This is a genomic window from Pseudomonas oryzihabitans (assembly GCF_006384975.1).
Lineage (GTDB): Bacteria > Pseudomonadota > Gammaproteobacteria > Pseudomonadales > Pseudomonadaceae > Chryseomonas > Chryseomonas psychrotolerans_B.
This window is the reverse complement of sequence record NZ_CP021645.1, coordinates 4,245,786-4,270,147: the sequence shown is the minus strand read 5'-3', so window position 1 is coordinate 4,270,147 and position 24,362 is coordinate 4,245,786. Positions and strand designations below refer to the sequence as shown.

At 62.1% G+C, this 24,362-nt stretch carries 16 protein-coding genes, 3 tRNA genes and 3 rRNA genes; 6 read left to right on the top strand and 16 right to left on the bottom strand.

Annotated features, from left to right (window positions below; genetic code table 11):
- Positions 1 to 3 precede the first annotated feature (3 nt).
- Genes CCZ28_RS19175 through CCZ28_RS19160 form a run of 4 tightly spaced genes read right to left on the bottom strand, consistent with a single transcriptional unit; the run spans position 4 to position 5,245 of the window.
- The gene (locus CCZ28_RS19175) at positions 4 to 1,503 is read right to left on the bottom strand and encodes a CoA-acylating methylmalonate-semialdehyde dehydrogenase (RefSeq protein ID WP_140220414.1); all 1,500 of its coding nucleotides are present in this window, start codon (positions 1,501 to 1,503) and stop codon (positions 4 to 6) included.
- A gap of 49 nt (positions 1,504 to 1,552) precedes the next feature.
- Complete coding sequence (iolB, locus tag CCZ28_RS19170) at positions 1,553 to 2,368, bottom strand: 5-deoxy-glucuronate isomerase (RefSeq protein WP_140220413.1); 816 nt, start codon at positions 2,366 to 2,368, stop codon at positions 1,553 to 1,555.
- A gap of 11 nt (positions 2,369 to 2,379) precedes the next feature.
- A complete protein-coding gene (iolE, locus tag CCZ28_RS19165) occupies positions 2,380 to 3,282 on the bottom strand; it encodes a myo-inosose-2 dehydratase (protein WP_140220412.1) in 903 nt (300 codons plus the stop codon).
- Between the two features lie 25 nt (positions 3,283 to 3,307).
- Positions 3,308 to 5,245: a bifunctional 5-dehydro-2-deoxygluconokinase/5-dehydro-2-deoxyphosphogluconate aldolase gene (locus CCZ28_RS19160; protein WP_140220411.1), complete on the bottom strand. Its 1,938-nt coding sequence runs from the start codon at positions 5,243 to 5,245 to the stop codon at positions 3,308 to 3,310.
- A 226-nt stretch (positions 5,246 to 5,471) separates the two neighbouring features.
- Here CCZ28_RS19160 and CCZ28_RS19155 point away from each other — a divergent pair, with 226 nt between their 5' ends.
- Complete coding sequence (locus CCZ28_RS19155; RefSeq protein WP_140220410.1) at positions 5,472 to 6,383, top strand: MurR/RpiR family transcriptional regulator; 912 nt, start codon at positions 5,472 to 5,474, stop codon at positions 6,381 to 6,383.
- Between the two features lie 283 nt (positions 6,384 to 6,666).
- Here the strand turns inward: CCZ28_RS19155 and CCZ28_RS19145 are convergent, their stop codons facing one another.
- Positions 6,667 to 6,945: a helix-turn-helix domain-containing protein gene (locus CCZ28_RS19145; protein WP_140221395.1), complete on the bottom strand. Its 279-nt coding sequence runs from the start codon at positions 6,943 to 6,945 to the stop codon at positions 6,667 to 6,669.
- Positions 6,945 to 7,244 (bottom strand): hypothetical protein, encoded by a 300-nt coding sequence (locus CCZ28_RS19140; protein WP_140220409.1) that lies wholly within the window; start codon positions 7,242 to 7,244, stop codon positions 6,945 to 6,947. The genes CCZ28_RS19145 and CCZ28_RS19140 overlap by 1 nt, the downstream gene beginning before the upstream one ends.
- Before the next feature lie 269 nt (positions 7,245 to 7,513).
- Between CCZ28_RS19140 and CCZ28_RS19135 the strand changes: the two genes are divergently transcribed.
- A tRNA-Met gene (locus CCZ28_RS19135) sits at positions 7,514 to 7,590 on the top strand.
- Positions 7,591 to 7,802: 212 nt separating this feature from the next.
- Here CCZ28_RS19135 and otsA read toward each other — a convergent pair.
- Positions 7,803 to 9,251 carry an alpha,alpha-trehalose-phosphate synthase (UDP-forming) gene (otsA, locus tag CCZ28_RS19130; RefSeq protein WP_140220408.1) on the bottom strand — a complete coding sequence of 483 codons (1,449 nt, stop codon included), beginning with the start codon at positions 9,249 to 9,251 and terminating at the stop codon, positions 7,803 to 7,805.
- Position 9,252: 1 nt separating this feature from the next.
- The gene (gene otsB / locus CCZ28_RS19125; protein WP_140220407.1) at positions 9,253 to 10,011 is read right to left on the bottom strand and encodes a trehalose-phosphatase; all 759 of its coding nucleotides are present in this window, start codon (positions 10,009 to 10,011) and stop codon (positions 9,253 to 9,255) included.
- 127 nt (positions 10,012 to 10,138) lie between these two features.
- Here otsB and CCZ28_RS19120 point away from each other — a divergent pair, with 127 nt between their 5' ends.
- Positions 10,139 to 10,672: a hypothetical protein gene (locus CCZ28_RS19120; RefSeq protein ID WP_140220406.1), complete on the top strand. Its 534-nt coding sequence runs from the start codon at positions 10,139 to 10,141 to the stop codon at positions 10,670 to 10,672.
- A 13-nt stretch (positions 10,673 to 10,685) separates the two neighbouring features.
- Here CCZ28_RS19120 and rimI read toward each other — a convergent pair whose 3' ends face one another.
- Positions 10,686 to 11,138, bottom strand: coding sequence for a ribosomal protein S18-alanine N-acetyltransferase (gene rimI, locus CCZ28_RS19115; RefSeq protein WP_140220405.1), 453 nt, complete (start codon positions 11,136 to 11,138; stop codon positions 10,686 to 10,688).
- Positions 11,138 to 11,956: an energy transducer TonB gene (locus tag CCZ28_RS19110; RefSeq protein ID WP_140220404.1), complete on the bottom strand. Its 819-nt coding sequence runs from the start codon at positions 11,954 to 11,956 to the stop codon at positions 11,138 to 11,140. Before CCZ28_RS19110 ends, rimI begins: the two co-directional genes overlap by 1 nt.
- 152 nt (positions 11,957 to 12,108) lie before the next feature.
- On the opposite strand from CCZ28_RS19110, the gene mksB reads away from it, so the two are divergent.
- The 3 genes from mksB to mksF are packed head-to-tail and all read left to right on the top strand — an operon-like array spanning position 12,109 to position 16,848.
- Positions 12,109 to 13,371, top strand: a complete 1,263-nt coding sequence (mksB, locus tag CCZ28_RS19105) for an Mks condensin complex protein MksB (RefSeq protein WP_140220403.1) — start codon at positions 12,109 to 12,111, stop codon at positions 13,369 to 13,371.
- Entirely contained in the window at positions 13,361 to 14,050 is a 690-nt protein-coding gene (mksE, locus tag CCZ28_RS19100) for an Mks condensin complex protein MksE (RefSeq protein ID WP_140220402.1), read from the top strand. Before mksB ends, mksE begins: the two co-directional genes overlap by 11 nt.
- On the top strand, positions 14,047 to 16,848 hold the full coding sequence (gene mksF, locus CCZ28_RS19095; protein WP_140220401.1) for an Mks condensin complex protein MksF: 2,802 nt from the start codon (positions 14,047 to 14,049) through the stop codon (positions 16,846 to 16,848). The genes mksE and mksF overlap by 4 nt, the downstream gene beginning before the upstream one ends.
- A 454-nt stretch (positions 16,849 to 17,302) precedes the next feature.
- On the opposite strand, the gene rrf is transcribed toward mksF, so the two are convergent.
- From rrf to tyrS, 6 genes are all read right to left on the bottom strand, one after another.
- Positions 17,303 to 17,418 (bottom strand): 5S ribosomal RNA (rrf, locus tag CCZ28_RS19090).
- Between the two features lie 158 nt (positions 17,419 to 17,576).
- Positions 17,577 to 20,469: ribosomal RNA gene (locus CCZ28_RS19085) — 23S ribosomal RNA — on the bottom strand.
- Between the two features lie 331 nt (positions 20,470 to 20,800).
- Positions 20,801 to 20,876, bottom strand: a tRNA-Ala gene (locus CCZ28_RS19080).
- A gap of 6 nt (positions 20,877 to 20,882) precedes the next feature.
- Positions 20,883 to 20,959: transfer RNA gene (locus CCZ28_RS19075), tRNA-Ile, on the bottom strand.
- Positions 20,960 to 21,055: 96 nt separating this feature from the next.
- A 16S ribosomal RNA gene (locus tag CCZ28_RS19070) occupies positions 21,056 to 22,592 on the bottom strand.
- The 16S, 23S and 5S rRNA genes sit together here with 2 tRNA genes alongside, the layout of an rRNA operon.
- Before the next feature lie 505 nt (positions 22,593 to 23,097).
- Positions 23,098 to 24,297: a tyrosine--tRNA ligase gene (gene tyrS, locus CCZ28_RS19065; RefSeq protein WP_140220400.1), complete on the bottom strand. Its 1,200-nt coding sequence runs from the start codon at positions 24,295 to 24,297 to the stop codon at positions 23,098 to 23,100.
- Between the last annotated feature and the right edge of the window lie 65 nt (positions 24,298 to 24,362).

The window sequence follows — 24,362 nt, the reverse complement described above, 5'->3', positions numbered from 1 at the left end:
GGCTCACTTGGCGGTGGGCATGCTGAATTCGGCGCCCTTGGCGATGCTGTCGGGCCAGCGCTGCATCACGCTCTTGTAGCGGGTGTAGAAGCGCAGGCCTTCCTCGCCATAGGCGTGGTGATCGCCGAACAGCGATCTCTTCCAGCCGCCGAAGGAATGCCAGGCCATGGGCACCGGGATGGGCACGTTGATGCCGACCATGCCCACCTTGATGGTGCGGGCGAAGGCGCGGGCGATGCCGCCGTCGCTGGTGAAGCAGGACACGCCATTGCCGAATTCGTGGGCGTTGATCAGCGCCACCGCGCTGGCGAAGTCCGGCACCCGCACGATACCCAGCACCGGGCCGAAGATCTCTTCCTTGTAGATGGTCATCTCCGGGGTGACGCCGTCGAACAGGGTGGCGCCGACGAAGAAGCCGTTCTCGGCGCCGGGCACCTTGAAGCCTCGCCCATCGACCAGCAGCCTGGCGCCCTCCTCCACACCCTTGGTGATGTAGCCCTCGACCTTGGCCTTGTGCTGGCCGGTCACCAGCGGGCCCATGTCGGCATCGGCTTCCACGCCGTTGCGCACCCGCAGGGCGTCGATGCGCGGCAGCAGTTTCTCGATCAGGGCATCGCCCACCTCGCCCACCGCCACGGCGATGGAGATGGCCATGCAGCGCTCCCCGGCCGAGCCGTAGCCGGCGCCGATCAGGGCGTCGGCGGCCTGGTCCAGGTCGGCGTCGGGCATCACGATCATGTGATTCTTGGCGCCGCCCAGGGCCTGGACGCGCTTGCCGCGGCGGGTGCCTTCCTGGTGGATGTATTCGGCGATGGGCGTCGAGCCGACAAAGGAGATGGCCTCCACATCCGGGTGCTGCAGGAGGGCGTCCACTGCCACCTTGTCACCCTGGACCACGTTGAACACGCCATCGGGCAGCCCCGCCTGCTTGAGCAGATCGGCCAACAGCAGGCTGGCGGAGGGATCGCGTTCGGAGGGCTTCAAGATGAAGGTATTACCGGTGGCCAGCGCCATGGGAATCATCCACAGCGGCACCATCACCGGGAAATTGAAGGGGGTGATGCCGGCGCAGACGCCCAGCGGCTGGCGTAGATTCCAGTTGTCGATGCCACCACCGATGTTGTCGGTGTAGCTGGTCTTGGCCAGGTGCGGCGCGCCGCAGGCGAACTCCACCACCTCGATGCCGCGGGTCACCTCGCCCATGGCATCGGACAAGACCTTGCCGTGCTCACTGGTAATGGTGGCCGCCAGCTCCTTGTGGTGCTGGTCGAGCAATTCCTTGAAGCGAAACAGGATACGCGCCCGGCGCAGGGCCGATTGCTCGGACCACTCGGGAAAGGCCGCCTTGGCGGCGGCGACGGCCTGGTCCACGGTCTGCACCGTGGCCTGGGCCACGCGCGCCTTGACCACGCCCTCGGCCGGATTGAAGACATCGCTGAAGCGCTCGGCCTGGGTCGAGACCTCGCCGTTGATGTAGTGCCCGATGACGGGGGTGTCGCTCATGTCCTGAATCCTCGTGTCCTGGGTCGCCGCCATGGCGGGTGCGAAAGGGTTAGCGGCTCAGCAGCCACTCGTGCTGCGGATCGTTGTGGAATTTCCAGATGCGCTTGGGCCCGGCCATCACGTTGAGGTAGTAGGACTCGTAGCCATAGGGCACGCTGACCGGGTGGTAGCCACGCGGCACCAGCACCACGTCGTGGTCTTCCACCGCCATGGCCTGGTCCAGGTCGCGCTCGTCGGTGTAGACGCGCTGGAAGACGAAGCCCTGGCCCGGATCGATGCGGTGGTAGTAGGACTCCTCCAGCAGGCTCTCCTCCGGCAGGTTGTCGCGGTCATGGCGATGGGGCGGATAGCTGGAGGAATGCCCGGACGGGGTGCGCACCTCCACCACCAGCAGCGAATGGGCTGCTGCGGTGTCCGGCAGGATGTCGCAGACATAGCGGGTATTGGCACCCTTGCCGCGGGTGGAACGCGCCATGCTCGCCGGCTCGATCAGCCGCGGCGGTAGCCACTCGCTGGCCAGCGGATTGCCCGGCGAGGTACAGACGGCGATCTCGGCGGGGCTGTCGGCGGTCACCCGCGCCTCGCTGCCCGGGGGCAGGTAGGCGGCATAGGGCGAGACGTCCTCGAACACGCTCTGGCGACCGGCCAGCCCACGCCAGGCGAAGTCGCCCAGCTGCGGATGACCGCCTTCGATACTGGCGCCGCCACTGAGCAGCACGATGCAGACTTCCAGGCTGCCAGCCACCACCGGCAGCGACTCGCCCGCTTGCAGGCGATGGGCGGCGAAGCCGACGTATTCCAGGGCACCGGCCGGAACGCTGACGAGGTCGCGGGCGCTACGGTCGGCTTTGACGAGCAGATTCATCGCGGGCCTCCTCAGGCGGTGGCCTGCGCCACCAGCTGGCGCAGATGGTCGTAGCCTTTCTTGGCGTATTCGTAGGCCGGCGCCACGGCCGGGTCCTGTTCGGCTTCCACCACCAGCCAGCCCTGGTAGCCGCCGGCCACCAGCACCTTGAGCAGCGCCGAGAAGTCGATATCGCCATCGCCAGGCACGGTGAAGGTGCCGTTGAGGATGCAGTCCGGAAAGCTCCACTGGTTGTTGCGCGCCAGCTGCACCACGGCCTTGCGCACATCCTTGAAGTGCACGTGGCAGACCCGGTCTAGATGCTGCTGCAACACGCTCAGGGGATCCCCACCGCCCATGTAGCAGTGGCCGGCGTCGAACAGCAGGCCGACATCCTTGGAGGTCAGCGCCATCAAGCGGGCGATGTCCTCGGGCGACTCCACATAGGCGCCCATGTGGTGGTGATAGGCCAGGCGCAGGCCCTGGCTGAGGGTGAAGGCAGCCAGGCGGTCGAGCTTCTCGGCGTAGGCCTGCCAGGCGGCGTCGCTATGGAAACGCGGCCGTTCGATCAGGGGCACGCGCTGGCCCTGGATGGAGCCGGCCACCTCGCCGTACACCAGCACCTTGGCACCGTTCTCGGCCAGCAGCCGGCAGTGCGGGCGAATCGCCTCGATCTCGGCTTCCACGTCACGGTGCGCCAGGCCGCTGGAATACCAGCCGGACACCAGCTCCAGGCCATGTTGGCCGAGCACCTGGCCCAGCGCCTTCGGCTCGCTGGGAAACTTGCCGCCCAGTTCGAAGCCCTGGAAGCCGATCTCCTTGCCCTCGCGCAGGATGGTCTCCAGCGGGGTATCACCGCCCAGGGCCGGCAGGTCGTCGTTGGCCCAGGAGATGGGATTGATGCCGATCTTGAGTCTTTGTTGTTGTGCGGTCATGTCGGGAAGGCTCGTCGGGTGGCGATCAGGCGCGGGCGTCACGCCAGGCCTGGATCAGGAATTCGAAATTGCTGCGGATCTGCGCGATCAGCCCGGCGTCGTCGAGCTCACCGGCCAGCCAGGCCCGGCTCGGCTGGCCGAAGATGGTCCGGCCCACGGCGAAGCCGCGGCAGGTCGAGCTGCTGCGCGCCTGACGGAAGCCCTCGGCCAGGTCCTCGGCCGGCGCATTCAGCCCCAGCAATACCACGCCCTGGCAATGGGGATCACGTTCGGCGATCAGGTCATCGAGTTGCTGCCAGACCGCCGCCGGCTGGGCCTCGATCTTCCACCACTCCGGGTAGATGCCCAGGTTGTACAGTCGCTTGATGGCCCGGTAGAGCACGTCCGGTCGCTGGGAGGCATGCTGCTTCGGCGGGATGACTTCCAGCAGCAGCGCATGGCCGCTGGCCTGGACCGCCTGGTACAGGCCCTTGAGCTGGGCCTCCTGCTCCAGGCGCAGCAGGGGTTCGTCGTCGGGGTGGAATTGCACCAGGCACTTGACGATCTGCTCGCTCGGCCAGCTCAGCAGATTGCTGCCCACCGAGCGACCATGCTCGAAGGCCAGCGGCCGCGAATTCTGCAATTCCACCGGCCGCGCCACCCACCAGCTGCGGCCGGTGGCGGCATTCAGGGCGTCCTGGCCGAAGCGCTCGTCGGCCAGCAGCCCGACATCCGCCGCCACGCCCTGCCGGGTCAAATCCGCCTCGACTTGCTCGATGGCCTGGACGAACAACGCCTTGAGCGCCGGAATCCGCGCCGGATCGGCGCCCACCTGCTGGGCAGCCTCCACCAGCTGGTAGCGGTGGTCGAAGGCGAAGATGAACAGCTGGCGCCAGTCGCGCTGCAGGGTACCGACCCGGTGCAGGCGATTGAGCATGGCATCCAGATCCGGCCGGGTGATGGGCACCGGGCTGGCGAACAGGTAGTCCAGCTCCGCCAGGGTCGGCATGGCCGGGGCGCAGGCATGGCGCGACACCACCAGGCCGCCGCAGGCATTGGCCAGGCGGCAGCACTGGGCATCATCGCCGCCGGTGAGCCAGCCGCGCAGGAAGCCGGACAAGAAGGCATCGCCGGCGCCCAGCACATTGAGCACCTCGACGCGGATGCCGCGATGGATCTCACCGTCTTCCAGCCGGGCCGGGATGGCGCCATGGATTACCGTGCAGCCCTGGGCACCGAGCTTGACCACCAGGGTCGCCGCGGTCACCTCGCGCACCCGACGCAGGGCGCTGAGCAGGTCCTCGCTGCCGCCGGCGATCTGGAATTCCTCTTCGGTGCCCACCACCAGGTCGAAGCGCGGCAGGATACGCTGCACGTGGGCGCTGACCTCGGCGCTGGCGATGAAGCGGGTCTCGCCATCGGCCTTGCCGGTCAGACCCCAGAGCACCGGGCGATAGTCGATGTCCAGTACCCGCTTCACCCCATGCTTTTCCGCGTAATCCAGCGCCTGGCTACTGGCCTGGAACACGCCCTCGGTGGAGAAATGGGTGCCGGTGATCAGCAGCGCCTTGGCACTGGCGATGAAGGCTTCGTCGATGTCCTCCGCGCAGAGCGCCATGTCTGCGCAATTCTCGCGGTAGAACACCAGGGGGAAGGTCTCACGGTCCTTGATGCCCAGCAGCACCATGGCGGTCAGCCGCTCGCGATCCACGGTGATGCCGCGGGTGTCGCAGCCTTCACGCTCCAGGGCGCGGGTCAGGAAGCGGCCCATGTGGTCATCGCCGACCCGGGTCAGCATCGCCGACTTCAGCCCCAGGCGTGCGGTGCCGAAGGCGATGTTGGCGGAGGAGCCCCCGAGGTACTTGGCGAAGCTGCCGACATCTTCCAGCGGGGCGCCGATCTGCTGGGCATAGAGATCGACACCCAGGCGTCCGAGGCAGATCACGTCCAACTGGCGCCCGCTGGCGAAGAATTGATCACCCATGGGTGGCTCCTGTTTATTGTTATCGCCGCGATCGCTGCAGCAGGATCGCGCGTGTTCGGAATGAACCCAGGCTAGAACGCGAAAATGCAAAAATCAATATTTTTTTCAAATGCAATTTTATAGAATTAATTTTCCAATCAACCACCCTGGGCTTTCGGGTTCGGCGCTTCGACGCCATCCGGCGAATGGGTTACCTTGCCGACAGTACCGATAAGAGAGACCCTCCATGTCCGCCGAGACATTGCCCGACGACCTGCCTATTGGTGGCCCCCACGCCGAACCGCCCGCCAGCGTCGAATCCCTGCTGGCCGCCATCGCCAACGACTACGAGAGCTTGCCGCGCCAGCTCAAGCGCGTGGCGGCCTATGTCAGCCAGCAAAGCGACCGGGTGATGGTCGATCGCATCAGCGACATCGCCAGCCAGTGCGAGGTGCACCCCTCGGCCATCGTGCGCTTCTGCCAGAGATTCGGCTTCCGCGGTTTCAGCGAGATGCAGGCGTTGTTTCGCGAGGCCTACACCCACAAGACCACGCCGGTGCAGAACTACCAGCAACGCATCCGCAACCTGATCGCCAACAAGAGCAAGAACGAGAGCGGTAGCGATCTGGCGCGGGAGTGCATCAATGCCACCCGCTCCGGCATCGAGCGACTGGGCGAGGAATTTGACGACGCGGCCTTCGACCAGGCCATCGAACTGCTGGTCAATGCCGACAACATCTATGTGGTGGGGGTGCGCCGTTCCTTCGCGGTGGCCGACTACCTGGTCTACAACCTCCAGCACACCAAGAAGCGCATCCACCTCATCACCGGCCTGGGTGGCGGCTATCGCGAGCAGATGCGCAGCATCGCCCAGGGCGACCTGCTCATCGCCATCAGCTTCAGTCCCTACGGCAAGGAAAGCCAGCAGTGCGTGCGCATCGCCCAGCACCACAAGGCCAAGACGCTGATCATCACCGATAGCACCCTCTCACCGCTGGCCAAGCGCGCCGACGGCCTGTTGCTGGTCAGCGAGGGCAGTGCCTTCGCCTTCCGCTCGCTGACCGCCACCCTGTGCCTCTGCCAGGCGCTGTTCCTGGCGCTGGCCTATCGCCTCGAACTGAAGATGGACGACATCCAGCCGGGTCCGGACGAAGACTGAGCCGCCGCGGCACTCGGCGGAGCGCCAGGCCAGTACCTGTCCACGTACTTCTGGATCTCTTGGCGCATGAAGGTGCCGGACTCGTCGGCGCGCCCCGCCCAGCCGAACACGCAGGAGGTGACGATGCCTTCGAAGCCTACCGTCCTGTCCCAGCCAGGCGAGAAACTGGCACGCCGCGCCTTGGACACTCTGGTGGCAGCGCGCTCGGACAACGGGGTTACAAACTGCTGCCCCTGCAACTCGACGTTGCGGAATGTCACTAGCGCTAGGCGAGGCACCTTGCTCAGGGCCGGGTATCGGTGCGTAGCGCCAATGACAACCGCAGACCAAACACCCGAAACACCGAATCCAGCGTCTTCAACGTCGGATTGCCGGTTCCATGCTCCAGCTGCAGCAAGGCGCCCAGGGAAATCTTGCACATTCGCGCGAAAGGCGCCTGATTGAGTCCGGTCACCTCGACCCGCAGCCGGCGCACGGCGGTGGCGAAATCGAGTTCGCCGTCGATCACGCCCTGGCAGATGTCGGTGATCAGTTGATCGCGTTCCGCCACCTCCAGCGGCATCACCATAGCCCCCACTCCTGCAGCCGCTGCTCCAACCAGCGGCGCGCCGCGCCTGTGGGCAAGAGGTCGTAGACGAAGGCCGGCAGGCCAGTACCGTATTGCCCGTTCCAGCTCAGGCGTTGCGCGCCGCTGATCGATACCGCGAAGGGCGAATCCAGCCGTTCGTAATGCTCGGCCAGATAGCTCAGCTCGTAGCCACTGGTACACGAGGATTCCGCCAGTCGCTCCGGCTGCGCGAAGGTGAGCGACAGTGCATCCTGCCAGCGCCTATCGAGAAACGACTGTACCTTGAGCTTCATGCCAGGACTCGAATATTCAATTTAATGAAAATTATCCTAGCGACGCGCTTCCAATTTATCAATAAATTGAAAATCAGCACGCTTAAAGCTTAAAAAATCACATTAAAATAGAATTGTACGGTTGTGTTATCTCCTGCCAACGAGGGGCGTTCGGTAAACCGCTCGACCGCCCGGCCACCTTTCGCCTAAGCCTCTGATCGCTCGATGAAAAATCTTGGATGTCAGACTTGACAGCCACCCGCCTCTTGCCAATAATGCGCGCCTCGGATGGCTACGTAGCTCAGCTGGTTAGAGCATAGCATTCATAATGCTGGGGTCCGGGGTTCAAGTCCCTGCGTAGCCACCACCTATTTCCAAGGGTCAGCGTAAGCTGACCCTTTTTTATTGCCTGGATTTTTTCCAGGCATGAAAACTCCAGGCGGCGTCGCTCTTAGTCCCCTCTCCCTCCGGGAGAGGGCTAGGGAGAGGGTACCGCCACCCCGTCCATTGCCAATGGCCGGCCTTTTTACCGCCATGAAAAAGCCCGGCCAAAGCCGGGCTCCATCGAAACAGCAGCCGCTACAGGGCAACCTTCTGCTTGCTGTCCACCTCTTCGCTATCGACCGCCTTGCTGTCGATGGACTGCACCAGCGTCTTGGAGCTGAAAGCTCGCAGGTCGCGCAGGAAGTTGTCGCGCCAGGATGCCAGGTCCGCCTGACGGATCACCCGCATCATGTCCTCGTAGCGCGCCTTGCGCTCTTCCAGCGACATGCGCAGCGCCCGGTCCAGCGCCTCGGCCATGCCGATGTGGTCATAGGGATTCACGATCAGCGCGGAATTGAGTTCCCGCGCCGCGCCGGCGAAGCGCGACAGCACCAACACCCCGGGATTTTCCGGGTCCTGGGCCGCCACGTACTCCTTGGCCACCAGGTTCATGCCGTCGCGTAGCGGCGTCACCAGACCCACGTCGGAGGAGCGGAACAGCCCCATCACCGTGCGGCGGTCATAGCTCTTGTTCAGATAACGAATGGGCGTCCAGTCCAGCTCGGAGAAGTGGCCGTTGATATGGCCGGCATGGCTCTCCAACTGGCGACGGATGTTCTGGTAGGACACCACATCCGCCCGCGAGGACGGCGCGATCTGCACGAACTGCACAGCCTTGTGGTGCTCGGGGAAATTCTCCAGCAGCTTCTCGAAGGCCTGGAAGCGCTCTACCAGTCCCTTGGAATAGTCGAGTCGGTCGACGCTGACGATGGTCTTGTAGGGCACGCCCTCGATGCTGCGCGAGATGAACTGGCGCCGCGTGCGATAGGACTCGGCCTGCTTCTGGATCACGTCCGGCATCACCCCGATGGGATAGACGCCCACGCGGAAGTTGTGGCCATAGGCGGTCAGGCTGCCATCCTTTTCCAGTACCCCGCGCACCTCGCGGGTAATGTAGTCTTGGAAGGCCAGCTGGTCGGTATCGGTCTGGAAGCCGATGAGGTCGTAGAAGCACAGCGTCTTGAGCAGCTCGTTGTGCGGCGGGATGGCGGTGAGGATTTCCGGCGCCGGGAAGGGAATGTGCAGGAAAAAGCCGATGCGGTTACGGATACCCAGCATGCGGCAGGCTTCGGCGAAGGGAATCAGGTGGTAGTCGTGCACCCAGATGATGTCGTCGGGCTGGAGCAGCGGCTTCAGGCGCTCGGCCATGGCCATGTTCACCCGCCGATAACCGTCGTATTCCTCGCGGTTGTAGCGCGCCAGGTCGATCCGGTAGTGGAAGATCGGCCAGAGGGTGGCGTTGGAGAAGCCCCGGTAGTAGTGGTCGTAATCGCGCTTGGTCAGGCCGAAGGTCACGTAGTCGATGTTGTCCTTGGTCTGGGTCTTGGCCGGCCCGTTTTCCTTGACCGTCTCGCCATTCCAGCCGAACCAGATGCCACCCGACTTGCGCAGGGCATCCAGAACGCCCACCGCCAGACCGCCCGCGGTCGCCTTGCCTTCCTCGATCGGGGCCACCCGATTCGATACCACCACTAAACGGCTCATCCTAATCTCCTTGCTTATAATTTCGCGCGAGGTCACGGCTCAGTTGCTGCAGCCAGAGGGCTACCGCTGCAACCGAAGGCAGGCGGGTCTTGGCGACCGTCTCCCCCTCCCCTACCTTGATGGACAGACCGCCTCGCGCATTGACGACAGCGAACCCCGCTTCATCGGTGCGATCGTCACCGAGAAACACCGGCAGGCAGCCGGCGAAGGGTTCCAGTTCTAGAAATCGGCTGATGGCCTCGCCCTTGCTCGCGCCTGCAGGCTTGAGCTCGAAGACGCACTTGCCCGGTTGCAGCTTGAATTCCGGGTGCTCGGCCGCGATGCCTTCCGCCAGCTCTCGTACCAGCGCTTCCTTCTCGGGCGCCTGGCGATAGTGCAGGGCGAAGGCCACACTCTTGCGTTCGAGCAGCAGGTCCGGATGGTCCGCCAGGGCGCTCTCCAACCGCTGGCCGACCTGGGCCAGCAGGCCGGCATCCAGTTCGACCCTATGGGTATTGCCCTGCGGATCGCGCCACTCGGCACCATGGACGCCCGCAGCCGGGAGCTGCAACGGTGCGGTGAAGCGGTCGATCTCCGCCAAGGGCCGCCCGGATACCACGGCCACGCCATGCTGGCGCGCCAGGAGGTCCAGCGCGGCGAGGGTTTCGGCGGGAATGAAAACCTGTTCCGGACGTGGCTGCAGTTCTGCCAGGGTGCCATCCAGATCGAAGAAGAAGGCCAAAGGCTGGCCCGATGAGGTGAAGCTGTCGAGGTCGATCATGAAAAGTACGACTGCCGGGTAACCGTATCGTTCGTTCACACCTTCCAGCGGCGCAGAGGAATTCCCCCGGCCGGCTCGTAGTCGGAATCAGGGAGACGCTCTAGCAGCCAAGCCCTTGGAGACCATAATGAACAAGCCCGACATTACCAAGACCCCCGAAGAGATCGACGACATCCAGGATCGCATGGGAGACATGCGCGAACTCGATTTCAGTGACCGCAAGGACGATCGCCAGGGCCGTGCCGGCGACGAGATGGACGAGCGTGACTACCAGGGGCAATTCCCCGAGGAGCGCGTCCGCCAGGCCGGGCTGACCGGCGGCGAGACCCTCGATCATCAGCCGACCATGGACGATGCCAGCCCGGAAACCCTACTGGACGAAACCGGCGCCCGCTCGCCCAGCGACTACGGCGACGCCTGGCCCAACGACAAGGACCTGAGCGTGGTCGAGGACAGTGAGATCGGCGGCGGCTCAGGCCAGGACGAAGCCGAATTGGGCCGCAGCCATCCGCTGGATGGCCAGACCTGGGATGGCGACGCCAGCGAGCCCAACGAGGCCGAAACGCGGCGGGACGCCCGCTACGCCGATCTGGACGCCAACGACGAAGATCTCGCCGGCGATGCCGCCCTGGATCTTGACGAGAAGCGCGCCGATCACTAAAGCGGCTGAAGGCCTAGTCCAGCAGGGTACAGGCCATCACCAGCGCATCTTCCCGGCCGCCGACCGCGGGGTAGTAGTCCCGCCGGCGGCCGATTTCGTTGAAGCCATAGCGTTCGTACAGGCGATAGGCCGACTGGTTGCTGGCCCGCACCTCCAGGAAGCACTCGTTGGCCTTGGCCCGCCGAGCTTCCTGCATCAGTTGCTCCAACAGGCGCAGCCCGAGTCCGCGCCCCTGGTTTTCCGGCTTGACCGTGATATTGAGCAGATGGGCCTCATCGAGGATGACATTGATCACCCCATGCCCCACCTGTTGCTCTCCCACCAGCATCACCCAGCAGTCGTAGGACTTGAGCGCATCCAGGAAGATGCCGCGGGTCCAGGGGTGGCTGAAGGCTTGGTATTCGATCTTCAATACCGTGTTCAGATCGGCTTCGGTCATTCGCCGAAAGCGCACCGCATCGCTCATTACTGTTCCATCCAGCGGCGCCGCAAGGGGCGCATGGCTTGCCAGAGCGCGGCCTTGGCGGCCGGCTCTTCCATCAATACATCCAGCCCCGGCACCAGCCAGGCTGAGCCCAGGGCCGTCTCCCGTTCCACCCCGGTCGCCTGTAGATCCTCGACCCCAGCGCAGCGCCGGGCGGCCGTACCGATCAACCAGAGGCCCAGGCCTTCGCCCAGCCGCTCCTGGTGTCCCGACACATAGCTCTGCACGAACTCGCAGGCCGCCGCCGGGCCCTGATCGAGCTGACCGCTGTTGAGCAGCGGCCAGCGAATGGGCTCCTCGCTGATGATCTTCGGCGTGTCCGGCAGGCCGGCAGCGCGCAGCAGATCCTTGAGCAGCAAGGCGGCCGGATCGCGCGACCCCAGGATGTCCCCGGTCGGCAATTCCAGCAGCAACAGGCAACGCCCCGCCTGCAACAGTTGCAGGGCGAAGCGTGGCGCCGGTTCGCGTGGCGGCGGAGGCGCCCGTTCCGGTTCCGGCTCGACCACGGCGGTCGGTGCCGGTTTGACCGGGCTGGGACGGGCGATCTCGATCCGCGGCCGGACCGCAGGAGGCGCCTCGACCGTCGGCGCCGCCTGGGGCACCGGCTCCGGCTTGACCACCCTGGCGACGACCGGCGTCTCTTCCGGCACCTCTACCCACAGTGCCTCCGGCCGCGAAGGTGCAGCGAAGGGCAAGGCCGTGCGCGGCACCCAGACATCCAGTTGCAGCGCCTGCAGATAGGCGCGACGACGCGCCTCGGCGGCGAGCGACGGGGAAGCGGAGGCAGCGGTGTCGGGCATGGGCGGATCCTTGGGATACGCGGCGGGGGCGGCATTGTCGCGCGGATCGTCCCAGATCGAAAGGCCGCCCTGCCCATCGGTCCCACCGCTGTCACATCGAAGGCTCTGGCGTCTGGAGTACAATGGCGCTTTTGCCTGGTGCGGTCCCCGCCATGATCGACCCCAAACGCGTCCTGCGTACCCTTGCCGAACACTGGCACCTCATCGACCCGCTGTGCGCCCACTTCGACAGCGGCACCCTGGGCCTGGCCGAGTTGCGCGCCCGCCTGGCCGAGCAGTTGCCCGAGCGCACGCCGGCCGACCTCACGGCCCTGCTCGACACCTGGATTCGCCTCGATATCTTGGTACCGGTAGCCAAGAGCCCCAACCGCTTCGAACTCAACGGCCAGATCCACGACTTCCTCGGCTATCTCAGGCGCGAGCACCGCCTCGGCCTGTGCCTGGAGATCGAGGCCTACCTGCGCCACCTGGAACGCCTCGCCGGCCATATCCGCGAAGCCTTCGACAATCGCGACGGTCCGGACCTGGCGCGCCAACTGCGCCTGCTGGACATGCGCGTGCGCGACGTCCTCAAGAAGCTGGCCAACGACGGCCACGCCCTGGAAGGCGTCGCCGAGCGCGCCAAGACCAGTGATCGCCAGATCCCCCTACGGCAGCGCTATGCCGAGGTGCTGGCCACCTGGGACGAATACGTCGAGCCGATGATCCAGTTGGTCGCCGCCGACGGCGCCTTCGAGCGCGGCGTGCATCGCGTCGAACAGGTACTGCTGCACCTGCTGGGCGAACAGCAGCGTCTCGGCCACCTGGTCGACGACGACCTGTTGCTGCGCACCCAGGCGCGCATCCTGGAGATGCACAACGCCGCCCAATTGGCGCTGAGACGCGCCCGCGAACTGCTGCTGCCGCTGCGCGAAGAAGCCCGCCGGCACAACGCCGTAACCCGCGGCGCCGCCCTGGCCCTGGCCGCCATCCGCCGCCGCGGCCTCGACGCCGTGCCCCAGGCCGCCCTGCCACTGTTCAGCCGGCCGCAAAGCGTCTTCCTCGGCAGCGCCGCCCAGGTGGAAAGCTACGTCTACGCCCTGGCCCGCTTCGAACCCAAGCCGGCGCGCTTCCCCAGCCAGAGCAATCGGCAACGGGACGCCGAGCGCCCCGCCGCGCCTCGTACCGCCCGCGAGATGCTCGACCTCTGCCAGGACGCCCTGCCGCTGCCCGACCTCATGGCCTGGCTGCTGGAACAGGAACCGGCCGGCGATACCGACGAGTTGCTCTACTGGTTCTCGCGCCTGTCCCGCGATGCGCGCTTCCAGCGCGAGCGCCTGGACCGCCGCCACTACGACACCCTCGAACACCGCGTCAGCCTGTGCTCCTACGCCCTGGCCGCCCGATCCCCCGCGAGCGATGCCCATGCAACTTGATCTCAACGAAATGACCCAGCTCGCGCCCATCTTCCGCGAGCTGTTCAAGGGCTATCACCTGTCCCGCAGCGAGCCTGAGTGCTACGCCCAGCTCAGCCAGCAGCAGGACCAGTACCGCGCCCTGTTCCGCGCCCTCGGCTTCGAGCTGGTCTGCGATCCGCGCGGCTTCTACTACTTCGTCCCCGAGCAGATGGGCACCCAGGTCAACAAGACCGCCCAGCGCCTGGCGCTGTTCACCTTCATCCTGGTGGAGCATCTCGCCGACCAGGGTCGCGATCCGCTGGCCGTGCTCGACGGCGGCACCCTTGGCCGGCCCGAACTGCCAGCCTTGCTGGACAAGTACCGCGACCTCTTCCTGCAGGCCGAGGTCACCACCCAGGACGAGCTGGAAGAAAAGATCCTGCGCCGCCTGACCCAGCTCGGCTTTGCGCTGGACAGCAATGGTAGCTACCGCTTCCTGCCGCCCATGCACCGTTTCCTTGATGTCTGCCTGGCCGTGCAGCAGGACCGCGACTTGGCCGCCAGCCTGCACGCCAGCGACCTGCCGCTGCCAGCGCCGACCCTCGCCAGTGATGAAAACAGCCCTGACGAGGATGGCCCCGACGAAGAAGGCGCCGAGGATGACGAAGAGGCCGCCCTGGCCCGCGCCATCGCCGAAGAACGGGAGTTCGACCTATGATCCGCTACGGCATCAGCCGCTTCGCCCTGCTCAACACCGCCGGCTACAGCCTGGGCCTGTTCCCGCTGGAGCAGCCGCTGTCGGTCTACGGCGCCAACAACCTGGGCAAGAGCGCCTCGATCAACGCCCTGCAATTCCCCATCCTGGCGCGGCTCTCGGACATGAGCTTCGGCAAGTACAGCAACGAGCAGTCGCGCAAGTTCTACTTCGCCACCGATACCAGCTACATCCTCATCGAATTGCGCCTGGCCCACGGCCCCCACGTCATCGGCGTGGCCGGCCGTGGCCCGGGCGGTGGCTTTGGCCACCAGTTCTTCGCCTATGCCGGCGAGCTGGACCTGGCCCACTACCAGCGCGACGGCACCTGCCTGCGCCAGCGCGAACTCTTCGCCAACCTGGAACGCGCCGGTCTCAAGGCCTACGAGGTCAAGCCCGAGGAACTGCGTCGGCTACTGGTCGGCGGTCACACCAGCATCCCCCTGGACCTCACCCTCATTCCACTCCGGTCCACCAGCGAGCAGAGCCTCAAGACCTTCCGCGCCCTGTTCATCAACCTGCTGCACATGCGCGAGATCACCGCGGCCAAGCTCAAGCAGCTGTTCCTCGATGCCTTCGAGCACAGCCTAAGATCCGGTAGCGTCGACTACATCGCCGCCTGCGAGGAGGCCTTCCGCGACGTGCGCCGCATGGAGCAGGACTACCAGTCCCTGGTCGCCGCTGGTCCCCTGGTGGAAGCCTTGGCCAATGGCGTGGAACAGCGCGACCGCCTGAGAGGCAAGCTGCATCGCCTCTCGCCGCTGCTCGACAGCCTGCTCGGCACCTGGCAGCACTACGCCATCGACCGTCGCGACGAGCTCCTGGCCCAGAGCGAACACTATCGCCTGGAGCAGGACAGCCTGCAGCAGAACCAACGCGACGGCACCAGCGAACTGATGCGCCTGGAACGCGAGATCAGCGGCCTGCAACGCTGGCTGGCCGAACTGGCCCAGCTCAAGCACCGCTTCGCCCTGGTGGAGTCCACCGCGCCCCTGGAAGCCCAGCTCCTGGCGGCCAAGGATGCCCACGACGAATTGGCCGGCGCCCTTTCCCAGTCGCGCCAGTTCAGCAGCGAAGACCTCGACCAGCGCGTCCGCGAATTGGAGCAGCGCCTCAAGGGCCTACGACAGCAACTCGACCATGCCGACAACAACAGCTACGCCCGCCTGCGCGAGGAATTCAGCCAGGCCGACGTGGACCGTCTGATGCGCCTGTTCAACGGCCAACTGTTCAGCCTGCCGCTGGGGCCCAAGGGCGTCGAATTGGCCGAAGACGGTAGCTGGCTGAAGACCCTCGAAGGGGTACTGGAACGCTTCCACGGGGACCGCTTCGAACTCCCCGGCCTGTCCCTCGACCTTTCGGGCATCGAACCGCCCACTCTCCAGGCCCTGGCCGACCGTGCCGCTCTGCGCGACCAAAAGGATCGTCTTGAGCGCGAACTCAAGCAACTCAAGGCCCAGCAGGGCGTCATCGCCGACCGCCAGGCCAGCAAGGCCCAGGCCGAAGCCCTCTACCAACAGGTGCTGGACGCCCAGAAGGCCCTGGAAGACTTCCGTCGCTGCCAGACCCTGAGCGCCGAGGAAAACGAAAAGCTCGAACAACTGGCCCAGCTGGAAGCCGCCCAGGACGAGCTACGTCGGGCCGGCGACGCCTTCACCGAACGCGTCCAGCAACTCTCCGCCAAGCTGCAACTGATCGGCCGCCAACTGGCCGACCTGGAAGCCAAGGACCGCACCCTGGCCGACGCCCTGCGCCGCCGCCAGCTGCTGCCCACCGACCTGCCCCAGGGCACGCCCTTCATGGAAGCGGTGGACGACTCCCTGGAAAACCTGCTGCCGCTACTCAACGACTACCAGGACACCTGGCAAGCCCTGCAGCGCGCCGACACCCAGATCGAGGCGCTCTATGCCCAGGTGCGCCTCAAGGGCGTGGCCAAGTTCGACAACGAGGAAGATCCCGAGCGCCGCCTGCAACTACTGGTCAACGCCTATGCCCACCGCCAGGACGAAGCCCTGACGCTGGCCAAGGCGCGCCGCGCCGCCGTCACCGACATCGCCCGCACCCTGAGAAACATCCGCAGCGATTACGACAACCTCGAACACCAGTTGCAGCTGTTCAACCGCGAGATCAACCGCAAGCAGGTCTCCAACCTGGAAAGCTTCCGCATCGTGCTGGCACCGAACAAGGATGCCCTCAAGCACATTGACCAGATCATCCACAGCGCTGGCCAATACGAAGAAGGCGAGACCCTTTCGGTATTCGATCTCACCCAGGACAGCAGCCAGGACCAGAAGAACGAGGAAGCCAAGGAATACCTGGCACGCCTGGTCGCCGCCAACGGCAACCAGCTCGGCCTCAAGGACCTGTTCGAACTGGCCTTCGAGATCACCAAGCAGGGTGGCCAGCCGATCCTGCACACCGACATCGACGGCGCGGCTTCCAACGGCACCACCATGACCATCAAGGCGCTGACCAACATGTACCTGTTGCTGCACCTGATGGATCGGGAACAGGCCGCCAAGATCCGCCTGCCCTACTACCTGGACGAAGCCGCCGACATCGACGAACGCAACCAGCAGGCCCTGATCGAGACCAGCCAGCAACTAGGCTTCGTGCCCATCCTGGCCAGCGTCAAACCCCAGGTCAGCGCCCAGGTCGCCATCGACCTCGAAGGCGGCAGCGGCCCAGGCGGCATCTACATCGACGAAGCCGACTGGAAATACATCGCCAAACGCGACCTGGCTCTTCCCGAACCCGCTTGAGCCCCTGCCAGAACGCAAAAAGCCCGGCACATGCCGGGCTTTTTCGTATCTTTGTCTCGGTAGGTTGGGTTGAGCACAGCGAAGCCCAACACCCAGCCTCCACCCAAAACGCAACGCCCACGCATAGCGCTCGAATGTTGGGCTTCGCAAGCTCAGCCCAACCTACAGCAGCCTAATCGCGATGGCCACAACAGCCCGGCGCAGCCGGGCTGTTGTGGCGCTTGCTCTTTGCCGGGTTCCAAGCGGCACCTTTCCTGACCGGCCACACCCAAGCCTCCGGAGCACCGCTCCTAGCCCCCTTGCCCCGCGGGAGAGGGCTGGGGCGAGGGCAACCCCCGCCACGTGACCTACAGGTTTAGACCCCAAGCGTTCTTAGCACCACAGCCAAACTTTTCCCGCCCCAAAGACAACACCCCCGCCAGAATGAACTGAGCGGGGGTGCTGGGTATTAGGCGCTTGACGATGACCTACTCTCACATGGGGAAACCCCACACTACCATCGGCGATGCATCGTTTCACTTCTGAGTTCGGGAAGGGATCAGGTGGTTCCAATGCTCTATGTTCGTCAAGCAATTCGGTTGGCTGGCCAGGCGATGACGCTGCCTGGTTGGCCCAATTGGGTCGGTGACAGAAGTAAACGTGTCGTCTTGGGTCTTGCGAACCCACGCGCCGTTTTCGGCGTCGTCTTCCTCACGCTCTGACACACGGTCAGATTGTTTGGGTGTTATATGGTCAAGCCTCACGGGCAATTAGTATCGGTTAGCTCAACGCCTCACAGCGCTTACACACCCGACCTATCAACGTCGTAGTCTTCGACGGCCCTTCAGGAAGCTCAAGGCTCCAGTGAGATCTCATCTTGAGGCAAGTTTCCCGCTTAGATGCTTTCAGCGGTTATCTCTTCCGAACATAGCTACCCGGCAATGCCACTGGCGTGACAACCGGAACACCAGAGGTTCGTCCACTCCGGTCCTCTCGTACTAGGAGCAGCCCCTCTCAAATCTCAAACGTCCACGGCAGATAGGGACCGAACTGTCTCACGACGTTCTAAACCCAGCTCGCGTACCACTTTAAATGGCGAACAGCCATACCCTTGGGACCGGCTTCAGCCCCAGGATGTGATGAGCCGACATCGAGGTGCCAAACACCGCCGTCGATATGAACTCTTGGGCGGTATCAGCCTGTTATCCCCGGAGTACCTTTTATCCGTTGAGCGATGGCCCTTCCATACAGAACCACCGGATCACTAAGACCTACTTTCGTACCTGCTCGACGTGTCTGTCTCGCAGTCAAGCGCGCTTTTGCCTTTATACTCTGCGACCGATTTCCGACCGGTCTGAGCGCACCTTCGTACTCCTCCGTTACTCTTTAGGAGGAGACCGCCCCAGTCAAACTGCCCACCATACACTGTCCTCGATCCGGATGACGGACCAGAGTTAGAACCTCAAGGTTGCCAGGGTGGTATTTCAAGGATGGCTCCATGGGAACTGGCGTCCCCACTTCAAAGCCTCCCACCTATCCTACACAAGCAAGCTCAAAGTCCAGTGCAAAGCTACAGTAAAGGTTCACGGGGTCTTTCCGTCTAGCCGCGGATACACTGCATCTTCACAGCGATTTCAATTTCACTGAGTCTCGGGTGGAGACAGCGCCGCCATCGTTACGCCATTCGTGCAGGTCGGAACTTACCCGACAAGGAATTTCGCTACCTTAGGACCGTTATAGTTACGGCCGCCGTTTACCGGGGCTTCGATCAAGAGCTTCGCTTGCGCTAACCCCATCAATTAACCTTCCGGCACCGGGCAGGCGTCACACCCTATACGTCCACTTTCGTGTTTGCAGAGTGCTGTGTTTTTAATAAACAGTCGCAGCGGCCTGGTATCTTCGACCGGCATGAGCTTACGGGGTAAACCCTTCACCCTCACCGGCGCACCTTCTCCCGAAGTTACGGTGCCATTTTGCCTAGTTCCTTCACCCGAGTTCTCTCAAGCGCCTTGGTATTCTCTACCCGACCACCTGTGTCGGTTTGGGGTACGGTTCCTAGTTACCTGAAGCTTAGAGGCTTTTCCTGGAAGCATGGCATCAACCACTTCCCCTTCTAAAAGAAGGGTCGTCATCAGCTCTCGGCCTTGACCGTCCGGATTTACCTAAACGATCAGCCTACCACCTTAAACTTGGACAACCAACGCCAAGCTGGCCTAGCCTTCTCCGTCCCCCCATCGCAGTAACTAGAAGTACGGGAATATTAACCCGTTTCCCATCGACTACGCCTTTCAGCCTCGCCTTAGGGACCGACTCACCCTGCGTCGATTAACGTTGCGCAGGAACCCTTGGTCTTTCGGCGTGCGAGTTTTTCACTCGCATTGTCGTTACTCATGTCAGCATTCGCACTTCTGATACCTCCAGCAAGCTTCTCAACTCACCTTCACAGGCTTACAGAACGCTCCTCTACCGCATCACCAGAGGTGATACCCGTAGCTTCGGTGCCTGGTTTGAGCCCCGTTACATCTTCCGCGCAGGCCGACTCGACTAGTGAGCTATTACGCTTTCTTTAAAGGGTGGCTGCTTCTAAGCCAACCTCCTAGCTGTCTAAGCCTTCCCACATCGTTTACCACTTAACCAGGACTTTGGGACCTTAGCTGACGGTCTGGGTTGTTTCCCTTTTCACGACGGACGTTAGCACCCGCCGTGTGTCTCCCATGCTCGGCACTTCTGGGTATTCGGAGTTTGCATCGGTTTGGTAAGTCGGGATGACCCCCTAGCCGAAACAGTGCTCTACCCCCCAGAGTGATACATGAGGCGCTACCTAAATAGCTTTCGAGGAGAACCAGCTATCTCCGAGCTTGATTAGCCTTTCACTCCGATCCACAAGTCATCCCCTACCTTTTCAACGGGAGTGGGTTCGGTCCTCCAGTCAGTGTTACCTAACCTTCAACCTGCTCATGGATAGATCGCCCGGTTTCGGGTCTATTCCCAGCGACTAGACGCCCTATTAAGACTCGCTTTCGCTACGCCTCCCCTATTCGGTTAAGCTCGCCACTGAAAATAAGTCGCTGACCCATTATACAAAAGGTACGCAGTCACCTAACAAAGTAGGCTCCCACTGCTTGTACGCATACGGTTTCAGGTTCTATTTCACTCCCCTCTCCGGGGTTCTTTTCGCCTTTCCCTCACGGTACTGGTTCACTATCGGTCAGTCAGGAGTATTTAGCCTTGGAGGATGGTCCCCCCATATTCAGACAGGGTTTCTCGTGCCCCGTCCTACTCGATTTCATTGATAAGAGCGTTTCGCGTACAGGGCTATCACCCACTATGGCCGCACTTTCCAGAGCGTTCCGCTACTCTCAAATCAACTTAAGGGCTGGTCCCCGTTCGCTCGCCACTACTAAGGGAATCTCGGTTGATTTCTATTCCTCAGGGTACTTAGATGTTTCAGTTCCCCTGGTTCGCCTCTTAACCCTATGGATTCAGGTTAAGATACCTAGGTTATCCTAGGTGGGTTCCCCCATTCAGAGATCTCCGGGTCACAGGTCATTTGCCACCTCACCGAAGCTTATCGCAGGCTATCACGTCTTTCATCGCCTCTGACTGCCAAGGCATCCACCGTATGCGCTTCTTCACTTGACCATATAACCCCAAGCAATCTCGCTGGCATCCAAGGATGCTACCGATCTGCAGGCGTTAGATGAGTGAAGACGACATTTCGCCGAAAACTTGCGCTTGAGTTCGCAAGATTTTACCTTGACGACATTGATTGCCAGTGAAAACAATCAATGCAGTCTACTTCTATCACTTTCCCAATTTTTTAAAGAACAGTTCTGATCAAAGACCAGAAGTCAGCTTTTGTGCCCTTCCCTCTTCACTAGGTGATGAAGGAAGTCAAAGGCTCACTTCTGAGCTTTCAAGCAATTGTGTTAGTCAGGTGACTGGCAGTGACGCGCATGGGCCACCAAGGAAATGGTGGAGCCAAGGAGGATCGAACTCCTGACCTCCTGCGTGCAAAGCAGGCGCTCTCCCAGCTGAGCTATGGCCCCATCGATTGGTGGGTCTGGGCAGATTCGAACTGCCGACCTCACCCTTATCAGGGGTGCGCTCTAACCAACTGAGCTACAGACCCAATCGTCTTACCTTGAGTCTATCTAACTCAATTGCTCTTCTATCAGTGAATCAAGCAATTCGTGTGGGAGCTTGTCAGCAAGCTGACATCTTCGATTAAGGAGGTGATCCAGCCGCAGGTTCCCCTACGGCTACCTTGTTACGACTTCACCCCAGTCATGAATCACTCCGTGGTAACCGTCCTCCCGAAGGTTAGACTAGCTACTTCTGGAGCAACCCACTCCCATGGTGTGACGGGCGGTGTGTACAAGGCCCGGGAACGTATTCACCGTGACGTTCTGATTCACGATTACTAGCGATTCCGACTTCACGCAGTCGAGTTGCAGACTGCGATCCGGACTACGATCGGTTTTATGGGATTAGCTCCACCTCGCGGCTTGGCAACCCTTTGTACCGACCATTGTAGCACGTGTGTAGCCCTGGCCGTAAGGGCCATGATGACTTGACGTCATCCCCACCTTCCTCCGGTTTGTCACCGGCAGTCTCCTTAGAGTGCCCACCATTATGTGCTGGTAACTAAGGACAAGGGTTGCGCTCGTTACGGGACTTAACCCAACATCTCACGACACGAGCTGACGACAGCCATGCAGCACCTGTGTCTGAGTTCCCGAAGGCACCAATCCATCTCTGGAAAGTTCTCAGCATGTCAAGGCCAGGTAAGGTTCTTCGCGTTGCTTCGAATTAAACCACATGCTCCACCGCTTGTGCGGGCCCCCGTCAATTCATTTGAGTTTTAACCTTGCGGCCGTACTCCCCAGGCGGTCAACTTAATGCGTTAGCTGCGCCACTAAGATCTCAAGGATCCCAACGGCTAGTTGACATCGTTTACGGCGTGGACTACCAGGGTATCTAATCCTGTTTGCTCCCCACGCTTTCGCACCTCAGTGTCAGTGTCAGTCCAGGTAGTCGCCTTCGCCACTGGTGTTCCTTCCAATATCTACGCATTTCACCGCTACACTGGAAATTCCACTACCCTCTACCGCACTCTAGCCAGACAGTTTTGGATGCAGTTCCCAGGTTGAGCCCGGGGATTTCACATCCAACTTATCAAGCCACCTACGCGCGCTTTACGCCCAGTAATTCCGATTAACGCTTGCACCCTTCGTATTACCGCGGCTGCTGGCACGAAGTTAGCCGGTGCTTATTCTGTTGGTAACGTCAAAACTCACAGGTATTCGCTGTAAGCCCTTCCTCCCAACTTAAAGTGCTTTACGACCCGAGGGCCTTCTTCACACACGCGGCATGGCTGGATCAGGCTTTCGCCCATTGTCCAATATTCCCCACTGCTGCCTCCCGTAGGAGTCTGGACCGTGTCTCAGTTCCAGTGTGACTGATCATCCTCTCAGACCAGTTACGGATCGTCGCCTTGGTAGGCCGTTACCCTACCAACTAGCTAATCCGACCTAGGCTCATCCAATAGCGTGAGGTCCGAAGATCCCCCACTTTCTCCCGTAGGACGTATGCGGTATTAGCGTTCCTTTCGAAACGTTGTCCCCCACTACTGGGCAGATTCCTAGGCATTACTCACCCGTCCGCCGCTGAATCGAGGAGCAAGCTCCTCTCATCCGCTCGACTTGCATGTGTTAGGCCTGCCGCCAGCGTTCAATCTGAGCCATGATCAAACTCTTCAGTTAAGTAGACTGATCGGGTTTTGAGAAAACCCTAAACTTGGCTCAGCAATCGCAAAAAACTCATGAATTCACGAGTTACTTGTGTTGCTGATAATCTTGCGACATCAGACTTATCTCACAAGCACCCACACGAATTGCTTGATTCAACTTGTTAAAGAGCAGTTGGTTGCGACCGTGTCGTCAACCGAGGCGCGCATTCTACGCCAGCCTCACATCCTGTCAAGCATTGATTTGAACTTTTTCGTTTCAACTCAACCACTTGCACCACCCCGACCAGATCAACCGATCGCGGCAGCGGGAGGCGAATCCTACAGCATCCTGAGACGCTGTCAACCCCTCCCCTTCATTTCGTCAGCACCCTGAGGTGAAGACCAACTGGCGAGGACTCCGTAGACCCCTCGCCCGACTCAGACCTAAGTGCTTGATTTTCAAGCCCCTTCAGCGTCTGCGCCGGAAGTGGGGCGCATTATAGGGGAGTTTCGGAGCAGGTCAACAGGTTATTTCAAATTTATTGCTGACGGACGTTGATGCGGGCAAAAGCCTTCTTGCCGGCCTGACATATATAGGTACGGCCGATCTCGAACTGGAAGCCGCGGTCGACCACCTCGCCATCTACCTTCACGCTGCCAGCAGCCAGCAGGTCGCGCGCAGCGGCAGCGTTCTTTACCAGGCCCGCCTTGTTAAGGACGGCAGCGACCGGCAGCGCCGCATCGGTCTCCAGCTCGACTTCGGGCAGATCTTCGGGCAGCTCGCCATCCTTCATACGGTTGCCCGCGGAACGGTGGGCGTTCTGCGCCGCTTCCTCGCCATGGAAACGGGCGACGATCTCTTCGGCCAGCTTGATCTTGATATCGCGGGGGTTGGCGCCCTTCTCGACGTCGCCCCTGAATTGAGCGATCTCCTCCAGGCTGCGGAAGCTGAGCAGCTCGAAGTAACGCCACATGAGGGTGTCGGGGATGGAGACCAGCTTGTTGTACATGACACCCGGGGCTTCCTGGATGCCGACGTAGTTGCCCAGGGACTTGGACATCTTCTTCACGCCGTCCAGACCTTCGAGCAGCGGCATGGTGAGGATGCACTGGGCTTCCTGGCCATAGGCACGCTGCAGCTCACGCCCCATGAGCAGGTTGAATTTTTGGTCGGTGCCACCCAGCTCGACGTCGGCACGCAGGGCAACGGAGTCGTAGCCTTGCACCAGGGGATAGAGGAACTCATGGATGGCGATGGACTGGTTGCTCGCATAGCGCTTGCTGAAGTCGTCGCGCTCGAGCATACGGGCCACGGTGTATTGCGAAGAGAGACGAATGAAGTCGGCCGGGGACAGCTGATCCATCCAGGAGGCGTTGAAAGCCACCTCGGTACGCGCCGGATCGAGAATCTTGAAGACCTGAGCTTTATAAGTCTCGGCGTTTTCCAGGACCTGCTCGCGAGTCAGCGGCGGGCGGGTGGCGGTCTTGCCGCTGGGGTCGCCGATCATGCCGGTGAAGTCGCCGATCAGGAAGATGACCTGGTGACCCAGCTCTTGGAACTGGCGCAGCTTGTTGATCAGGACGGTATGCCCGAGGTGCAGGTCCGGGGCAGTCGGATCGAAGCCTGCCTTGATGCGCAACGGGGTGCCGCGCTCCAGTTTTGTTACAAGCTCTGACTCGACGAGCAGCTCATCTGCTCCACGCTTGATGACCGCCAGCTGCTCCTGGACCGTTTTCATGGGGCTTCGCCTCTGAATTTCGAAAGCGTGAACCTTATCAAGATGCCCCTAGCAGCCGCCAGCCG

Bases quoted from the DNA above. Each gene is read 5' to 3' on its own strand.
- CCZ28_RS19175 (WP_140220414.1), bottom strand. From the start codon at position 1,503: ATGAGCGACACCCCCGTCATCGGGCACTACATCAACGGCGAGGTCTCG.
- iolB (WP_140220413.1), bottom strand. From the start codon at position 2,368: ATGAATCTGCTCGTCAAAGCCGACCGTAGCGCCCGCGACCTCGTCAGC.
- iolE (WP_140220412.1), bottom strand. From the start codon at position 3,282: ATGACCGCACAACAACAAAGACTCAAGATCGGCATCAATCCCATCTCC.
- CCZ28_RS19160 (WP_140220411.1), bottom strand. From the start codon at position 5,245: ATGGGTGATCAATTCTTCGCCAGCGGGCGCCAGTTGGACGTGATCTGC.
- CCZ28_RS19155 (WP_140220410.1), top strand. From the start codon at position 5,472: ATGTCCGCCGAGACATTGCCCGACGACCTGCCTATTGGTGGCCCCCAC.
- CCZ28_RS19145 (WP_140221395.1), bottom strand. From the start codon at position 6,945: ATGCCGCTGGAGGTGGCGGAACGCGATCAACTGATCACCGACATCTGC.
- CCZ28_RS19140 (WP_140220409.1), bottom strand. From the start codon at position 7,244: ATGAAGCTCAAGGTACAGTCGTTTCTCGATAGGCGCTGGCAGGATGCA.
- otsA (WP_140220408.1), bottom strand. From the start codon at position 9,251: ATGAGCCGTTTAGTGGTGGTATCGAATCGGGTGGCCCCGATCGAGGAA.
- otsB (WP_140220407.1), bottom strand. From the start codon at position 10,011: ATGATCGACCTCGACAGCTTCACCTCATCGGGCCAGCCTTTGGCCTTC.
- CCZ28_RS19120 (WP_140220406.1), top strand. From the start codon at position 10,139: ATGAACAAGCCCGACATTACCAAGACCCCCGAAGAGATCGACGACATC.
- rimI (WP_140220405.1), bottom strand. From the start codon at position 11,138: ATGAGCGATGCGGTGCGCTTTCGGCGAATGACCGAAGCCGATCTGAAC.
- CCZ28_RS19110 (WP_140220404.1), bottom strand. From the start codon at position 11,956: ATGCCCGACACCGCTGCCTCCGCTTCCCCGTCGCTCGCCGCCGAGGCG.
- mksB (WP_140220403.1), top strand. From the start codon at position 12,109: ATGATCGACCCCAAACGCGTCCTGCGTACCCTTGCCGAACACTGGCAC.
- mksE (WP_140220402.1), top strand. From the start codon at position 13,361: ATGCAACTTGATCTCAACGAAATGACCCAGCTCGCGCCCATCTTCCGC.
- mksF (WP_140220401.1), top strand. From the start codon at position 14,047: ATGATCCGCTACGGCATCAGCCGCTTCGCCCTGCTCAACACCGCCGGC.
- tyrS (WP_140220400.1), bottom strand. From the start codon at position 24,297: ATGAAAACGGTCCAGGAGCAGCTGGCGGTCATCAAGCGTGGAGCAGAT.